This is a genomic window from Streptomyces sp. LN549, assembly GCF_043203805.1.
GTDB lineage: Bacteria > Actinomycetota > Actinomycetes > Streptomycetales > Streptomycetaceae > Streptomyces.
The window spans coordinates 5,413,627-5,428,026 of record NZ_JAZHRI010000002.1; the positions used below are offsets into that span (position 1 = coordinate 5,413,627).

The window sequence follows — 14,400 nt, forward strand, 5'->3', positions numbered from 1 at the left end:
CGCCGTGCGTACCGCCGGGACAGCCCACCCCGGACGAGGCGGCCGGAGCGTGGCGGAGATACTGAATCCATGAAGCTCAGCCGCCCCGTCTCCTGGTTCCTGCTCGCTTTCGGGGTGTGGAGCTGGTTCATTTGGGTCACTTTCGTAAAAAATCTATGGAAAGACGGCAGTGGTCTCGCCTTCGACGACGCGGGTGACCCGACTGCCTACTTCTGGGTGCATCTGCTGCTCGCCATCACGTCCTTTCTCCTGGGGACGGCAGTGGGAGTGATCGGGTTCCGTGGCGTCAGGGCCCTGCGTGGTCAAGGCGCGTAGAGCGTCGACTTCCGGCCGGGGCCGGATGTAGGGCAAACGGGACGAACGAGGCGGGGGAGTGCGCGTGGCGGTCATGGGGTTCGCTCTGCTGGCGGCCGCGGTGCTCGCGCTGCTGGCCCTCGTGCACCGCTATGTGTGGCGCCGCTTCGTCGGTGACACGACGACAGCGGGCAGCCCCCTGCGCCGGGCCGGCACGGTGGCGGCGTACGTCCTGCCGCTGCTGAGCGTCGGGGCTCTGGTCTCCGGGCGTACGGGGGCACCCTTCTGGCTCCAGCAGGTGCTGGCCTGGCCCGGTTACCTCTGGCTGGCCGCCCTGCTCTACCTGACGCTCGCCCTGCTGGCCGGCGAGGCGGTGCGGCCGCTGCTGCGCCGGCTGCCGGCCCGCCGGGCCGCGACCGCACCGGAAGCGGAGGCGACGGAGACCGCCGCGCCGGCACCGGAAGCGGAGGCGGCGCCCGCCGAACCGGTCACCGCCGCGCACGGGTCCGACACCAGGACGGCGGCCCCGCCGGTCGCCACACCCCTCGTGCCCGCCGACCCCTCGCGCCGTCTCTTCGTCGCGCGGGCCGTCGGGGGCGCAGCCGCTGTCGCCGGGCTCGGCGTGACCGGCTACGGCGCCTACGGGGTGCTGCGCGGCCCCCGCGTCAAGCGCGTCACCGTCCCGCTGGCGAGGCTGCCCCGGTCCGCCCACGGCTTCCGGATCGCCGTCGTCAGCGACGTCCACCTGGGCCCGATCCTGGGCCGGGCCCACACCCAGCGGATCGTCGACACGGTCAACCGGACCCAGCCCGACCTGATCGCGGTCGTCGGGGACCTGGTCGACGGATCGGTCGCCGATCTCGGCCCGGCCGCCGAACCGCTCGCCCGGCTCCGCTCCCGGCACGGCGCGTTCTTCGTCACCGGCAATCACGAGTACTACTCGGGGGCCGCCGAATGGGTCGATCACGTAAGGGAATTGGGCCTGCACCCGCTGGAGAACGCCCGGGTCGAGATCGACGGTTTCGATCTCGCCGGAGTCAACGACATCGCGGGCGGGAGTGAAGGTCAGGGTCCCGATTTCGGCCGGGCCCTCGGCGACCGGGACCCCGGCCGCGCCGCCGTCCTCATGGCGCACCAGCCCGTCGTCATCGACGAGGCCGTCGAGCACGGCGTGGACCTGCAGCTCTCCGGGCACACCCACGGCGGCCAGCTCTGGCCGGGCAACTACATTGCGGAACTGGCCAATCCCACTGTCGCGGGGCTCGAACGCTACGGCGACACCCAGCTGTACGTCACACGCGGCGCGGGTGCCTGGGGTCCGCCCGTGCGGGTCGGCGCGCCCTCCGACATCACCGTCGTCGAGCTCGCGTCCCGCCGGGCGTAGTCGCCGCACCGTTCACAACCCCCCTCGAACGCCCCCGAAATGGCCGTTCGGGTGACCGGTCATGAACCCTCTGTATTCGACGTATCGGCCCAAGGTTTCAACTAACGAACAAAAGGCTATGAGCCTCCGATTTCCTCTTCCAGATGTGAAAATCGTGTGATTGGCTGAGCGCGAACGTGCGGTGATCTGCGTATCTGAGCGCGACGCCGAGGTGGGGCTGGTAAGGGAGAGCACGGCAATGCGGTCGATCCGACTACGGATTCTCGCGATTCTCGCGGTATTGGTCATCGTGGGCGTCGGCGCCTGGCAGCTGCTTCCCTCGGACGAGGGGAAGAGCGATCCGGTCAGGGTCGGCACCACCGACGAGGTGACCTCGCTCGACCCGGCGGGCGCGTACGACGCGGGTTCGTGGGCGATGTACAGCAACGTCTACCAGTCCCTCATGACGTTCAAGTCCGGGGCGATCGTCCCCGAGCCGGACGCCGCCGAGAGCTGCGGCTTCATCGGCGGGAAGCTGCAGACGTACCAGTGCAAGCTCCGTGACGACCTGACGTTCTCCGACGGCAAGGAGATCACCGCCGAGGACGTCAAGTACTCCTTCGACCGGATGATGGAGATCAAGACGGACGTCGGTCCCTCGGTCCTCTTCCCCAGTCTGAAGAACGTGGTGACCGAGGGTCGGACCATCACCTTCAATCTCTCCGCGCGTGACGCGACGTTCCCGCAGAAGCTCGCCACCGGTGCGGGTTCGATCGTCGAGAAGGGCTCCTACTCGGAGCACAAGTTGCAGACCGACAACAAGGTCACCGGGTCCGGGCCGTACGTGCTGAAGTCGTACGAGCCGGGCGTCTCCGCGGAACTCGAGCCGAATTCGAAGTACAAGGGCGCACTGAAGAGCACCGGTGGTCCGGTCACCGTGCGCTACTACAAGCAGTCGGACGACCTCCTGGCCGCCTGGAAGTCCGGCCAGATCGATGTCACGCACCGTCAGCTCCCGTCGTCCACGCTCGCCGAGCTGGACACCGGTGACGTCGACCAGCGTGTGACGGAAGCCGACAGTGCCGAGATCCGCAACCTGGTCTTCAACGTCCGCGAAGGCTCGCCGCTCGCCGACCGGAAGGTCCGCCAGGCCGTCGCGGCGATCATCGACCGTGCGCCCCTGGTGAGCGACATCTACAAGAGCACCGTCGAACCGCTCTACTCGCTGATCCCGCAGGGCTACATCGGGCACAGCACCCCGTTCTTCGACCAGTACCCGTCGCCCGACCCCAAGCGCGCCCGGAAGCTGATGCAGGAGGCGGGTGTGGAGCTGCCGCTGCCCGTCACCTTCGCCTACCGCGACGACGACGAGTACACGAAGGAGACGGCGGAGATCCGCCGCCAGCTGGAGGCGGACGGACTGTTCAAGGTCACCGTGAAGGCCGTGGAGTGGCAGGTCTTCCAGAAGGGTTACGCAGCCGGCAAGTACGACATGTACACCGTCGGCTGGCTCCCGGACTACCCGGACCCCGACACCTTCAGCCAGCCGCTCGTCGGCCGCGACAGCAGCCTTCACAACGGCTACACCAGCAAGAAGATGGACCAGCTGATCAGCTCCACGCTGCAGTACAGCGACCGCAGCCGCACCTCCGCCGACTTCAAGGAGCTCCAGAAGCTGGTCGGCGAGGACGTGCCGCTCGTGCCGCTGTGGCAGAAGAAGGACTACGTCGTCGCCAAGCCCGAAGTCTCCGGATCGCAGTACCTCTCCGACGGCACCGGCATCTGGCGGCTGTGGGAACTGGGCTGGATCTGATCCGGCGTCACAGCACGACATCGAGCGGCCGTCCCGGGATCCGGTCCCGGGACGGCCGCTCGGCCGTTTCCGTCGCTGCGCGGCCTTCCGCCGCCGCTGCTACTTGGCCGCCGCCCGGCCCGCCACTCCGGGCAGGAACTCCTCCAGCACCTCGTGGACCTGGCGCACGAGCGGCCGCAGCACCCGGAACCGGGACAGGGCGATGGCCCGCGCGACGATCGGGGCGGTGCGCTCGACGAGGCGGCGGCTGCGTTCGGCGTCGTCCGTCCGGTCGTAGACCCAGTACAGCACCAGGCCCATCTGGTTCAGCCACATCAGCTGGGGCAGCAACTCGGCCAGTTCGGGGTCGATCTTGGTGCCGGAACCCGCCAGGCAGCGTTCGTGGATGGAGATCGCCGCCTCCCGCGCGGAGACCGAGTCGTGCGAGAACGGGCTGAGCGGACTTTCGGGGTCCGCGGCGTTCTTGAAGAACTGGGCGGCGAAGCGGTGGTACGGCTCCGCCACGTCCAGCCAGCAGAGCAGGACCCCGCGGATGCGTACCGCGAGGTCCTTGTCGCCGGCCAGGACCGGCTGGACCGCCGCTTCGTGCTCGGCGGCGATCCGGTCGTAGAAACCCTGGACGAGATGTTCCTTGGACGAGAAGTAGTAGTACGCGTTCCCTACGGAGACGCCGGCCTCCTGGGCGATGGCCCGCATCGTCGTCTTGTCGTAGCCGCGTTCGGCGAAGAGCCGGAGCGCGGTTTCGAGGATGAGTGTGCGGGTCTGCTCGCTCTTGGGAGCCTTGACTTCCTTCACGTCCTTCTCTTCCTTCACCACGGTCCCGAGGGTATCCGGACCGGCTACGTTCTCGGGCCGGGGCCCTGCACCCGGCACTCCCCGCCCGCCCCGCCGCCACCGTCAGCGCGGCACGGCTCGGCAGTCAGGGAGCGGTACTTGGCCGCGGCGAGGACGGTCGCCCGGGCGAACGGCCGGCCGGCCGGAGTGGTCAGCCAGTGGGCCGTCGGCCGGTACCCGTCCAGCGCCCAGAGGCAGACGATCCACGCGGAGGTTCCGCGGTAGATCTGCCCCCGGTCACCGATCACCGTGATCTCCTCCAGCGTGCCGGAGTGGTCCAGGGCGGGAAAGCGGCGGTGTGCCTCGTCGGAGTCCGCCGGCACGAGGTCGAGCGGGACCAGTTGACGCCGGCTCATCAGCCACTGGCGCAGATGGACGCAGAGCGAGCACTGTGCGTCGTAGAGCACGGTGAGCCGTTCGACGGACAGCCGCAGCCCACCGGGGCGGGTCGTCATGGCCGGCCCTCACGCCCGGGGGGCGGGCGCGGCCCACGGCCCCTGTCCCGGGCCGGGGCCCACCCAGCCCTGCGGTGCGACGGGCGGGGTCTGCTCGCGTTCCATCATGCCCCGGCGGCGGATCTTGTTGAGTACGTAGACGTTGCCCAGGTGCATGACCCCGAGGACGAGCAGGACGACGCCGACCTTGACCGACAGGGCCTCGAAGAGCTGCCGGGCGTCGGCGACGCCGTCGGAGTTCTTCAGGTAGAGCGTCACGAACCCCAGGTTGACCAGGTAGAAGCCCACCACCAGCAGGTGGTTGACGGCGTCGGCGAGCTTCTCGTTCCCGTGCAGGACATCGGCGAGGAACACCTTGCCGTTGCGGCTGAGTGTGCGGGCGACCCAGATGGTGAGCGCCACGCTGATGAGCAGATAGATGACGTACGCGACAACAGTGAGGTCCATGCCCCACCCTCCCTTGAACGCGTTCAAATGCTGTTGTCATGGACTGTAGACCCGTCTTTGAACATGTTCAAGCAGAGGCTTCGGTGGCGGCCGTCACGCTCTTTGCCGGCGGCCTGAGGTTCCGTACACCCGGCACGGCCGCGGTGGCCAGGCAGGCCGCACCGACCATCAGCCCGGCCGCGGCGAGCGGGACTTCGGCGCCCCATGCGGAGGCGGCGAGCGGGGCCAGGGCGTAGCCCAGCGGCATCGCGCCGAGCGAGAGCAGCCAGTCGTACGAGGTGACCCGGGCGAGTGCGTGCGGGGGGACGGCGGACTGGACGGCGGTCTCCCAGACCGGGTTGAGGAAGCCGAGTCCGGCCAGGGCGATCCCGTACGCGAGGACGGCCACGGCGACGGGGGCGTGCGCGGCCAGCAGACAGAGCGGCAGTGCGTAGAGGGCGAGGCCCAGATTGGCGATCAGGACCGGACGGCGCGGCCGGGCGCGGCCGGCCACCAGTGAGCCGAGCAGCAGGCCGACGGCACCGGTCTGGAGGAAGGCGACCCAGGCGCCCTTGCCGCCCAGGTCGCGCAGGAAGAGCGCCGGGCCCAGCGTCATCAGGACGGCTGCCGCGCCGTTCCAGACGGCGTGGGCGATCAGGCTCGTCCAGTACCAGTCGCGGCTGCGGACCTCGCCCCAGCCCTCCTTGAGATCGGCGATCAGCGAGCGTCGCGGGATGGGGACGTGCCGGACGTCGATCGCGGCCAGCAGTGCGGCGCTCACCGCGAAGCTCGCGCCGTCCAGGACGAAGGCCCAGCCCGGCCCCGCGGTGAACACCAGCGCCCCGGCGACGGCCGGGCCGCCGATCCGCGTCGCGCTGCTGACCACGGCCATCAGGGCGTTGGCGCGCAGCAGTCCGGACTCCGGCACGGTGCCGCGGATCAGCGGCGAGACGGTCGGCATCGAGAAGGCGCCGGCGGCGCCGCCGATGGCCTCGGCCACGGCGATCTGCCACAACGCAGGGGTGCCGGAGAGCAGTTCGGCGCCGACGAAGAGCTGGGTGACGCACCGTACGAGGTCGGTGGTCAGTGCGACCGTGCGGGCGTTGAAGCGGTCGCCGACCACGCCGCCGAGCGGCAGCAGGAGCAGCTTGGGCACCATCGCGCAGGCGAGGACCAGGGCGAGGGCGCCGTTCGAGCCGGTGGCCAGGTAGACGGCGATGCTGAGTGCGGCGGGAATCGCGGCGTCACCGAGCAGGGAGAGGCTGCGTCCGATGAAGAGCAGGCGGAAGGAGCGGGTGCGTAAGGGGTGAGACATGGTCGGGAATCTATTTCGTCACCAAACTATTCGTCAACGAAATATAAGCTTCCGAAGTATGGGGAGGTCCGGCGTAGGCTGTTGCTCATGCATCAACGCGACTGGACCGACGGCCACGTGGAGCGATGGAAGCCGGTACTTCCCGAACTCGACCCGGATGTCGAGGGCGCGGTGACGCGGATGAAGAAGCTCTCCGTCCATCTGCGCAGGGTGCGGGAGCAGTCCCTGGTCGACTTCGACCTGGACCGCCAGGAGTTCGACACCCTGCACAAGCTCGCCGGCCGCGGCGGCAAGGCAGCCCCGTCCGAGCTCGCCGCCGACCTCGACCTCGCGCCCGCCTCCGTCACCGGCCGGCTGGACGCCCTGGAGCGCCGCGGGTTCGTCCGCCGGACGCCCTCCACCACCGACAGGCGCCGCGTCGACGTGGAGCTGACCGACGAGGGCCGCTCGACCTGGGTCGGCGCGATGGAGTTCCTCGGCCACGAGGAGGAGCGCCTGCTGGGCGTCCTCCCCAAGGACGAACGCACGCTGCTCAACGACATGCTGCGGCGCATCATGGTGGTCGCGGAGGACAAGGGCGGCGCCGGCTGGGAGTAGGGCGCCCGGTGCACGGCAGGAGGCCCCGTCCCGCGCAGCAGTGCTGTGCGGGACGGGGCCTCCGGTGTGCTCGGGGACTCCCGGGGATCAGAAGCGACGCGTGATCAGCGCGCGCTTGACCTCCTGGATCGCCTTCGTGACCTCGATGCCACGCGGGCAGGCGTCCGTGCAGTTGAAGGTGGTGCGGCAACGCCACACACCGTCACGGTCGTTGAGGATCTCCAGGCGCTGCTCGCCGCCCTCGTCGCGCGAGTCGAAGATGAAGCGGTGCGCGTTGACGATCGCCGCCGGGCCGAAGTACTGGCCGTCGTTCCAGAACACCGGGCACGAGGACGTGCACGCGGCGCACAGGATGCACTTGGTGGTGTCGTCGAAGCGCTCGCGGTCCTCGGCGGACTGCAGACGCTCGCGGGTCGGCTCGTTCCCCTTGGTGATGAGGAAGGGCATGACGTCGCGGTAGGCCTGGAAGAACGGGTCCATGTCGACCACGAGGTCCTTGAGGACCGTGAGGCCCTTTATGGCCTCGACCGTGATCGGCTTCTCCGGGTTCAGGTCCTTGATCAGCGTCTTGCAGGCGAGCCGGTTCTTGCCGTTGATCCGCATCGCGTCGGAACCGCAGATGCCGTGCGCGCACGAGCGGCGGAACGTCAGCGTGCCGTCGGTCTCCCACTTGATCTTGTGAAGGGCGTCGAGAACACGCTCCTTCGGGTCGATCTCGATCTGGAAGTCCTGCCACTGGGCCTCGTCGGAGACCTCGGGGTTGAACCGGCGGATCCGGAAGGTCGCCGTGATGTACGGCGAGTCCGCGAAACCGGCCTCGGGCTCGGGAGCCTTGTCGGCCTTTTCCAGGGTGGGGGTAGCCATCAGTACTTACGCTCCATCGGCTGGTAGCGGGTCTGGACGACCGGCTTGTAGTCCAGCCGGATCGACTCGGTGCCGTCGTCGGCGACCTCGCGGTACGCCATGGTGTGGCGCATGAAGTTGACGTCGTCGCGGTTCGGGTAGTCCTCGCGGTAGTGACCGCCGCGGGACTCCTTGCGCGCCAGCGCCGAAGTCGCCATGACCTCGGCGAGGTCGAGCAGGTTGCCCAGCTCGATGGCCTCCAGCAGGTCCGTGTTGAACCGCTTGCCCTTGTCCTGGATGGACACGTTGAGGTAGCGCTTGCGCAGCTCCGCGATCGTGTCGACCGCGGTCTTGATCGTCTGCTCGGTGCGGAACACCATCACGTTGGCGTCCATGCACTCCTGCAGCTCCAGGCGGATCGCCGAGACGCGCTCGGTGCCCGTGGAGTTGCGCAGCCGCTCGACCTGGTCGACGACCATCTGTGCCGGGTTCTCGGGAAGCTCGACGAAGTCGTTCTTCGCGGAGTACTCGGCGGCGGCGATGCCCGACCGGCGTCCGAAGACGTTGATGTCGAGCAGCGAGTTGGTGCCGAGGCGGTTGGCGCCGTGCACGGAGACACAGGCGACCTCGCCGGCGGCGTACAGGCCCGGGACGACGGTGGTGTTGTCGGCCAGCACCTCGCCCTCGACGTTGGTCGGGATGCCGCCCATGGCGTAGTGCGCGGTCGGCTGGATCGGGATCGGGTCCGTGTAGGGCTCGATGCCGAGGTACGTACGCGCGAACTCCGTGATGTCCGGGAGCTTGGCGTCCAGCTGCTCCGGCGGGAGGTGCGTGAGGTCGAGGTAGACGTGGTCGCCCTCGGGACCGCAGCCGCGGCCCTCACGGATCTCCGTGTAGATGGAGCGGGACACGACGTCACGGGACGCGAGGTCCTTCATGACGGGCGCGTACTTCTCCATGAAGCGCTCGCCGTCCTTGTTGCGGAGGATGCCGCCCTCACCACGGGCGCCCTCCGTCAGCAGGATGCCCATGCGCCAGATGCCCGTCGGGTGGAACTGGAAGAACTCCATGTCCTCCAGCGGCAGACCGCGGCGGTACGCGGCGGCCTGGCCGTCACCGGTCAGGGTGTGCGCGTTCGACGTCACCTTGAAGAACTTGCCCGTGCCACCGGAGGCGAAGATGATCGACTTCGCCTGGAACACGTGGATCTCGCCGGTCGCCAGCTCGTACGCGACGACGCCCGCGGACTTCTTGACCCCGTCCACTTCCTGGAGCAGCAGGTCCAGGACGTAGAACTCGTTGAAGAACTCCACACCCTCCTTGACGCAGTTCTGGTACAGCGTCTGGAGGATCATGTGGCCGGTGCGGTCCGAGGCGTAGCAGGACCGGCGGACCGGGGCCTCGCCGTGGTTACGGCTGTGGCCGCCGAAGCGACGCTGGTCGATCTTGCCCTCGGGCGTGCGGTTGAACGGCAGGCCCATCTTCTCCAGGTCGAGAACGGAGTCGATGGCCTCCTTCGCCAGGATCTCCGCGGCGTCCTGGTCGACCAGGTAGTCGCCGCCCTTGATCGTGTCGAAGGTGTGCCACTCCCAGTTGTCCTCCTCCACGTTGGCGAGCGCGGCGGCCATGCCGCCCTGCGCCGCGCCCGTGTGGGAGCGGGTGGGATAGAGCTTGGTCAGCACGGCGGTGCGGCTGCGCTTGGTCGACTCGATGGCCGCGCGCATGCCGGCGCCGCCGGCGCCGACGATGACGGTGTCGTACTTGTGGATCTGCATGGTTTACCTCTGGTCCTTCGGGCCCGGCGCCTAGCGGATGTTCGGGTCGAAGGTGAAGATCACCAGCGTGCCCAGCAGGACGGTGAACACCGTGGCGGTGTACAGCAGCATCTTCAGCCAGAAGCGGGTGTTGTCCCGTTCGGCGTAGTCGTTGATGACCGTACGGAGACCGTTGGCGCCGTGCAGCATGGCGAGCCACAGCATCGCCAGGTCCCAGACCTGCCAGAACGGCGAGGCCCAGCGGCCCGCCACGAAGGCGAAGCCGATCTTGGAGACGCCGCCGTCCAGCACCAGCTGGATCAGCAGGTGGCCCAGGACCAGGACGACCAGCACGATGCCCGACAGGCGCATGAAGAGCCAGGCGTACATCTCGAAGTTGGTGCGCGAGCCCTTGGGGGTCTTGCCGGTCCGCTTGCGCGGCGGCTCGATCACGGGCGCCGGGTTGTCAGCGTCATATCGGCCCACAGGGCTGACGCCCTCGACGTCGCCGATCGCGGAAGTTTCGGTGGACATTGGCCTCAGCTCCCGAATACTTCGCGTACGGCGTGGCCGAGGACGGGGTACAGGGCCCCGACCATCAGCACGATCCAGATACCCAGTACGGCCCAGAGCATCTGCTTCTGAACGCGCGGGCCCTTGGCCCAGAAGTCCACGGCGACGATGCGCAGACCGTTGAGCGCGTGGAAGAGAATCGCGGCCACCAGGCCGTATTCGAGGAGCGCGACGATCGGCGTCTTGTACGTGGACACGACGTCGTCGTATGCCTCGGGGGAGACGCGGACGAGTGCGGTGTCCAGGACATGTACGAACAGGAAGAAGAAAATGAGGACACCGGTGACTCGATGAGCCACCCAGGACCACATGCCTTCCCGGCCGCGGTACAGCGTTCCAGCCGGCACGGAAGAACCCTCCGGGAGCGGGGATTGGGGTCGGCCGGCTTGACTGTCGGTCTGACCCGGCCGGGTACGGTCCACCGGCCCCGGCCATCGTAGCGACGGATTGTCGGTTCGATCGCGCGGGGGCCTCTGGTGTGATCAAAGTGGCAATGAATCAGGCACGGACGGGCTATGGACAGGCGCCGACGGGCCTGTTTGCCCGCCTGTGGCAGGGAATCCCCCATCGGGGCCCACCGCCAACCCGTTACTGACTCGATACCAGCTCGATGATGCGTCCCCGGGCGAGTCGCCGCATCTCGTCCGCCGTGACCACCCGCTCCTGTTCGGGTTCGTGCCCCAGCCGGGCCCGGATGTCGGCCAGCACCTGGTCGGGGTGCTCGGCGGGCCGGAAGTCGTCCAGGCAGATCACGAAGACATGACCGAACTTGCATTCGTACGCGGCGTGCGCGGCGGCCAGCGCGAGATGGGCGGAGTGCGGTGCGTCCGGGTGCAGCCCCGGGGAGACCTCGACGGCGAGCGCCTCGGCGCGGTCGGTGGGGGAGAGGTCGTAGCCCGCCTCGTCGGCGGCGGCCAGCAGTGCGTCCAGGTCCGGGTACGGGCGGTGGCCGGCCAGCCGCTGGGCCCAGCGGCGGCTGCCGTAGCACTCCAGCATGGCGGCCTCGGCCTCGGCGGCGGGCGCCGCGTTGAAGCGGCGCAGGCCGTAGGGGCCGGAAGGGGGGCGGCCGGGCACGGACCCGCAGTTCTGCACGGGCACGGCGGCCCGCCGGGCGGACGGGGGCGGATGCTCGGGGAGGCCGGCGTGGGACTCGCTGGACCTGGACAGCGTGGGCTCCTCGAATCAACGGCATCTGTGAACCTGGAGTGGGGAGGGTCCGGAGAGACCAGGTGGATGCAGGGTGAAGGGAGAGACGAATGTGCCTCAAAGCTAGCGACGCCGGGCAACGGCCGTCCGACGGATGCGCGAATTTCACCCGGACGGGAGAGTTTCACGATGCGTGAGGGACGAATGGGCGAGGAGAATGCCCGGCTATCTCCCCGCATCTGTCCTGATTTCTCTCACTTCCGCTCTCTTTCCCCCTGAAACCGGAGGTTTCTGACTGATGGCACCCTCACGCGGCGCCCTCATGGCCGTCACGGCGGTGGCTGCGGCGACCGTCACCGTCGCCGCCTGCGACGGCTCCGGCACCGAACACCGGAACGGCTCCGAGACGTCCCACTCGTCGGCGTCACCGTCCGCGTCCCCCAAGCCCTCCCCGACCCGGAGCTACCCGCTCTCGAAGGCACCCCGCACCATTCCCTCCGTACGGGAGCACACCCCTGCCCGCGGCCCCGGCTGGCAGCCGGGTAAGAGCAGCACAGTGGTGATCGCCAAGGGCGACAAGGCGCTCGCCGACGAGGGGCGGCTGCTCGCCGGCGAGCTGAGGATCAGCTACCGGGGCGAGGCCACGGCCCGTGCGGGCGACGTGGAGCTCGCCCTGGCGCCGAAGGCGGGCGGCGGGCCGGAGTCGTACACCCTGCGGACCCACGACGGACGTGTCACGATCAGCGGACCCGGCGAGGCAGGCGTCTTCTACGGCACCCGCACCCTCAAGCAGTCCCTGCGCGCCGACGGCACCATGCCCGAGGGCGAGGTGCGTGACCGCCCCGACCGCCCGCAGCGCGGGCTCAACCTCGACATCGCGCGCAAGCACTACAGCGTCGGCTGGATCGAGGACCGGCTGCGCGACATGGCCGACATCAAGCTCAACCAGCTCGGCCTGCACTTCTCCGACGACCAGGCCTTCCGCATCGAGTCCGACACCCACCCCGAGGTCGTTTCGCCCGAGCACCTCACCAAGGCCGAGGTGCGGCGTATCGTCGCCCTGGCCGGCCGGCTGCACATCGAGGTCGTCCCCGAGATCGACTCCCCGGGCCACCTCGGCGCGGTGCTGCTCGCCCACCCGGACCTCCAGTTGCACAACGTCTCGGGCGTGCCCTCGAAGGGATCGCTCGACATCTCCAAGCCCGGCGCGGCGAAGCTCATCGACGAACTCCTGGGTGAGTACACCGAGCTGTTCGGCGGTGCCTACTGGCATCTGGGTGCCGACGAGTACCAGGCACTCACGGTGCGTGATCCCGCCGCCTCGTACCCGCAACTGCAGCGCGCGGCGGTGGCGAAGTACGGGGCCGGGGCCGGCATCGAGGACCTCGCGACCGGCTGGCTCAACGACCGCGCGGCAGTGGTCCGGCCGCACGGCATGAAGCCCAAGGCGTGGAACGACGGACTCTTCCGCGACAGCACCGTCCGGGCCGACAAGGACATCGAGATCGAGTACTGGACGGGCAAGGAGTACGGGGCCCGCCCGCCGGAGCAGTACCTGAGCGAGGGGTTCAAGATGCTGAACCTCAACGACGAGTTCCTCTATTACGTGCTCGGTCAGCCCAACAACTTCGTCTACCCCACCGGCAAGCGCATCTACGAGCAGTGGACCCCTCTCGTCCTGCGCGGCACCAGCCCCGTCCCGGCGAAGTACTCGGCCCAGATCCTCGGCGGCCGGTTCGCCGTCTGGGGCGACCTGCCGAACGCCCAGACCACGGCACAGGTGGCCGAGGGCATCCGGATGCCGCTGCGGGCCACGTCCCAGAAGCTGTGGGACCCGGACAAACCGCAGCTGACCTGGGACGGGTTCAAGGCGCTTGCGAAGGAGATCGACCAGGGCTGAGGCCGTGAACCCGTGAACCCGTGGACAGCGCGGCGAGCGGGGGCTACGTTCCGCTTGCCGCGTGGTCCGGGGAGGGACGCGCGCTCCATGCGCAGACGTCCGAATCCTGGGGGGTTCCACTTTCATGCTCTGCTCACTCTGCGGTACGAGACCTGCCGGCACCGCTGACGGGCGGTGCACGGTGTGCACCGCCTTCCGCCGTTCACGGGCGGGCGGGCTGATGCCGACGCCGACGGGACCGCAGACCACGCGTCTCCTGCGGTCACCGGTCGGGCTCGGCAGGGCGGTGTGCGTGCTGCTCGGCTCGGTGGCCGTGGCGGACCTGCTGGCGCTCGGCGCCGGCATCAACTCGCGCCAGGTGTTCAGCGAGGGGATGGCCGACGACTTCCTGACGTACGACGAAGCGGCCGGGGACCGCGCCGACATGCTGTACCAGGCCTCCGGATCGTTGCAGGTGCTGACCTTCCTGGCCACCGTCGTCGTCTTCCTCATCTGGTTCCGACGAGTGCGGCTCAACGCGGAGGTGTTCGACGCGTACGCCCACTCGATGCGGCCCGGCTGGGCGATCGGCGGCTGGTTCATACCCATCGGTGTCCTCTGGCTGCCCCACCGCGTCGCGAGCGGCATCTGGACCGCGAGCTCCCCGGGCGGCAGTAGCCGGCCTCCGGCCCCGCGCGGGCTGCTGCACGCCTGGTGGGCGGCGTTGCTCTGCTCGGAAGTCTTCTCCCGGTACGCCGAGCAGGTCTACTCGGACGCCGAGGAGCCGGACGAGATCCTGAACGCCTTCGACCAGGTCATGGCCGCCGACGCGCTCGACATCGCCGCCGCCGTTCTCGCGATCCTGTTCGTGCGCCGGCTGACCGCGATGCAGGGCGAGCGGGCGGTGCAGCGGGCTGTCCCCGTCGCCCCGCCGTTCGCAGCGGAACAGGCCGGCTGACCCCGGGCGCACTGAGAGACGGAGGCCGACCGGGGCCGAGCGGCGGTAATCAGACGGGACGAGTGACGATTTTCGGCCATTCGGCGCTGAAGGCGATAAGACGACGCGCTGCGTCCCCGTACGTCCGCGTACGGGGACGCCGACGGGAGA

The 14,400-nt window shown here is 69.1% G+C and carries 15 protein-coding genes; 6 read left to right on the plus strand and 9 right to left on the minus strand.

Translation table 11 applies throughout. The annotated features are described in order from the left end of the window. Positions 1-69: 69 nt before the first annotated feature. The 3 genes from SH922_RS24670 (at position 70) to SH922_RS24680 (ending at position 3,470) form a co-directional block, all read left to right on the plus strand. Positions 70-315 (plus strand): SCO4848 family membrane protein, encoded by a 246-nt coding sequence (locus tag SH922_RS24670; protein WP_393060024.1) that lies wholly within the window; start codon positions 70-72, stop codon positions 313-315. A 73-nt stretch (positions 316-388) separates the two neighbouring features. Next, the gene (locus tag SH922_RS24675) at positions 389-1,678 is read left to right on the plus strand and encodes a metallophosphoesterase (RefSeq protein ID WP_393063679.1); all 1,290 of its coding nucleotides are present in this window, start codon (positions 389-391) and stop codon (positions 1,676-1,678) included. Between the two features lie 238 nt (positions 1,679-1,916). Next, complete coding sequence (locus SH922_RS24680) at positions 1,917-3,470, plus strand: ABC transporter substrate-binding protein (protein WP_393060025.1); 1,554 nt, start codon at positions 1,917-1,919, stop codon at positions 3,468-3,470. A gap of 99 nt (positions 3,471-3,569) precedes the next feature. Here SH922_RS24680 and SH922_RS24685 read toward each other — a convergent pair whose 3' ends face one another. The 4 genes from SH922_RS24685 to SH922_RS24700 all read right to left on the minus strand — a co-directional run bounded on the left by SH922_RS24685 (position 3,570) and on the right by SH922_RS24700 (position 6,500). Further along, entirely contained in the window at positions 3,570-4,286 is a 717-nt protein-coding gene (locus SH922_RS24685) for a TetR/AcrR family transcriptional regulator (RefSeq protein WP_393060026.1), read from the minus strand. Between the two features lie 23 nt (positions 4,287-4,309). Further along, the gene (locus SH922_RS24690; protein WP_393060027.1) at positions 4,310-4,759 is read right to left on the minus strand and encodes a thiol-disulfide oxidoreductase DCC family protein; all 450 of its coding nucleotides are present in this window, start codon (positions 4,757-4,759) and stop codon (positions 4,310-4,312) included. 9 nt (positions 4,760-4,768) lie between these two features. Continuing rightward, a complete protein-coding gene (locus tag SH922_RS24695; protein ID WP_393060028.1) occupies positions 4,769-5,206 on the minus strand; it encodes a hypothetical protein in 438 nt (145 codons plus the stop codon). A 67-nt stretch (positions 5,207-5,273) separates the two neighbouring features. Then, a complete protein-coding gene (locus tag SH922_RS24700; protein ID WP_393060029.1) occupies positions 5,274-6,500 on the minus strand; it encodes an MFS transporter in 1,227 nt (408 codons plus the stop codon). An 87-nt stretch (positions 6,501-6,587) separates the two neighbouring features. Between SH922_RS24700 and SH922_RS24705 the strand changes: the two genes are divergently transcribed. After that, positions 6,588-7,097 (plus strand): MarR family winged helix-turn-helix transcriptional regulator, encoded by a 510-nt coding sequence (locus SH922_RS24705; protein ID WP_393060030.1) that lies wholly within the window; start codon positions 6,588-6,590, stop codon positions 7,095-7,097. Positions 7,098-7,184: 87 nt separating this feature from the next. Here SH922_RS24705 and SH922_RS24710 read toward each other — a convergent pair whose 3' ends face one another. The 5 genes from SH922_RS24710 to SH922_RS24730 form a co-directional block, all read right to left on the minus strand. Further along, on the minus strand, positions 7,185-7,961 hold the full coding sequence (locus SH922_RS24710) for a succinate dehydrogenase iron-sulfur subunit (protein WP_356315482.1): 777 nt from the start codon (positions 7,959-7,961) through the stop codon (positions 7,185-7,187). Continuing rightward, the gene (sdhA, locus tag SH922_RS24715; protein WP_393060031.1) at positions 7,961-9,715 is read right to left on the minus strand and encodes a succinate dehydrogenase flavoprotein subunit; all 1,755 of its coding nucleotides are present in this window, start codon (positions 9,713-9,715) and stop codon (positions 7,961-7,963) included. Before sdhA ends, SH922_RS24710 begins: the two co-directional genes overlap by 1 nt. A 30-nt stretch (positions 9,716-9,745) precedes the next feature. Continuing rightward, the gene (locus SH922_RS24720) at positions 9,746-10,228 is read right to left on the minus strand and encodes a succinate dehydrogenase hydrophobic membrane anchor subunit (RefSeq protein ID WP_393060032.1); all 483 of its coding nucleotides are present in this window, start codon (positions 10,226-10,228) and stop codon (positions 9,746-9,748) included. Positions 10,229-10,233: 5 nt separating this feature from the next. Next, a complete protein-coding gene (sdhC, locus tag SH922_RS24725) occupies positions 10,234-10,614 on the minus strand; it encodes a succinate dehydrogenase, cytochrome b556 subunit (protein WP_026249405.1) in 381 nt (126 codons plus the stop codon). Positions 10,615-10,855: 241 nt separating this feature from the next. Next, positions 10,856-11,365, minus strand: coding sequence for a 2-oxo-4-hydroxy-4-carboxy-5-ureidoimidazoline decarboxylase (locus tag SH922_RS24730; protein WP_393060033.1), 510 nt, complete (start codon positions 11,363-11,365; stop codon positions 10,856-10,858). A 346-nt stretch (positions 11,366-11,711) separates the two neighbouring features. Between SH922_RS24730 and SH922_RS24735 the strand changes: the two genes are divergently transcribed. Both SH922_RS24735 and SH922_RS24740 read left to right on the plus strand, forming a co-directional pair. After that, positions 11,712-13,313 carry a family 20 glycosylhydrolase gene (locus SH922_RS24735; RefSeq protein ID WP_393060034.1) on the plus strand — a complete coding sequence of 534 codons (1,602 nt, stop codon included), beginning with the start codon at positions 11,712-11,714 and terminating at the stop codon, positions 13,311-13,313. A gap of 220 nt (positions 13,314-13,533) precedes the next feature. Next, positions 13,534-14,250, plus strand: coding sequence for a DUF4328 domain-containing protein (locus SH922_RS24740; protein WP_393060035.1), 717 nt, complete (start codon positions 13,534-13,536; stop codon positions 14,248-14,250). Positions 14,251-14,400 lie beyond the last annotated feature (150 nt).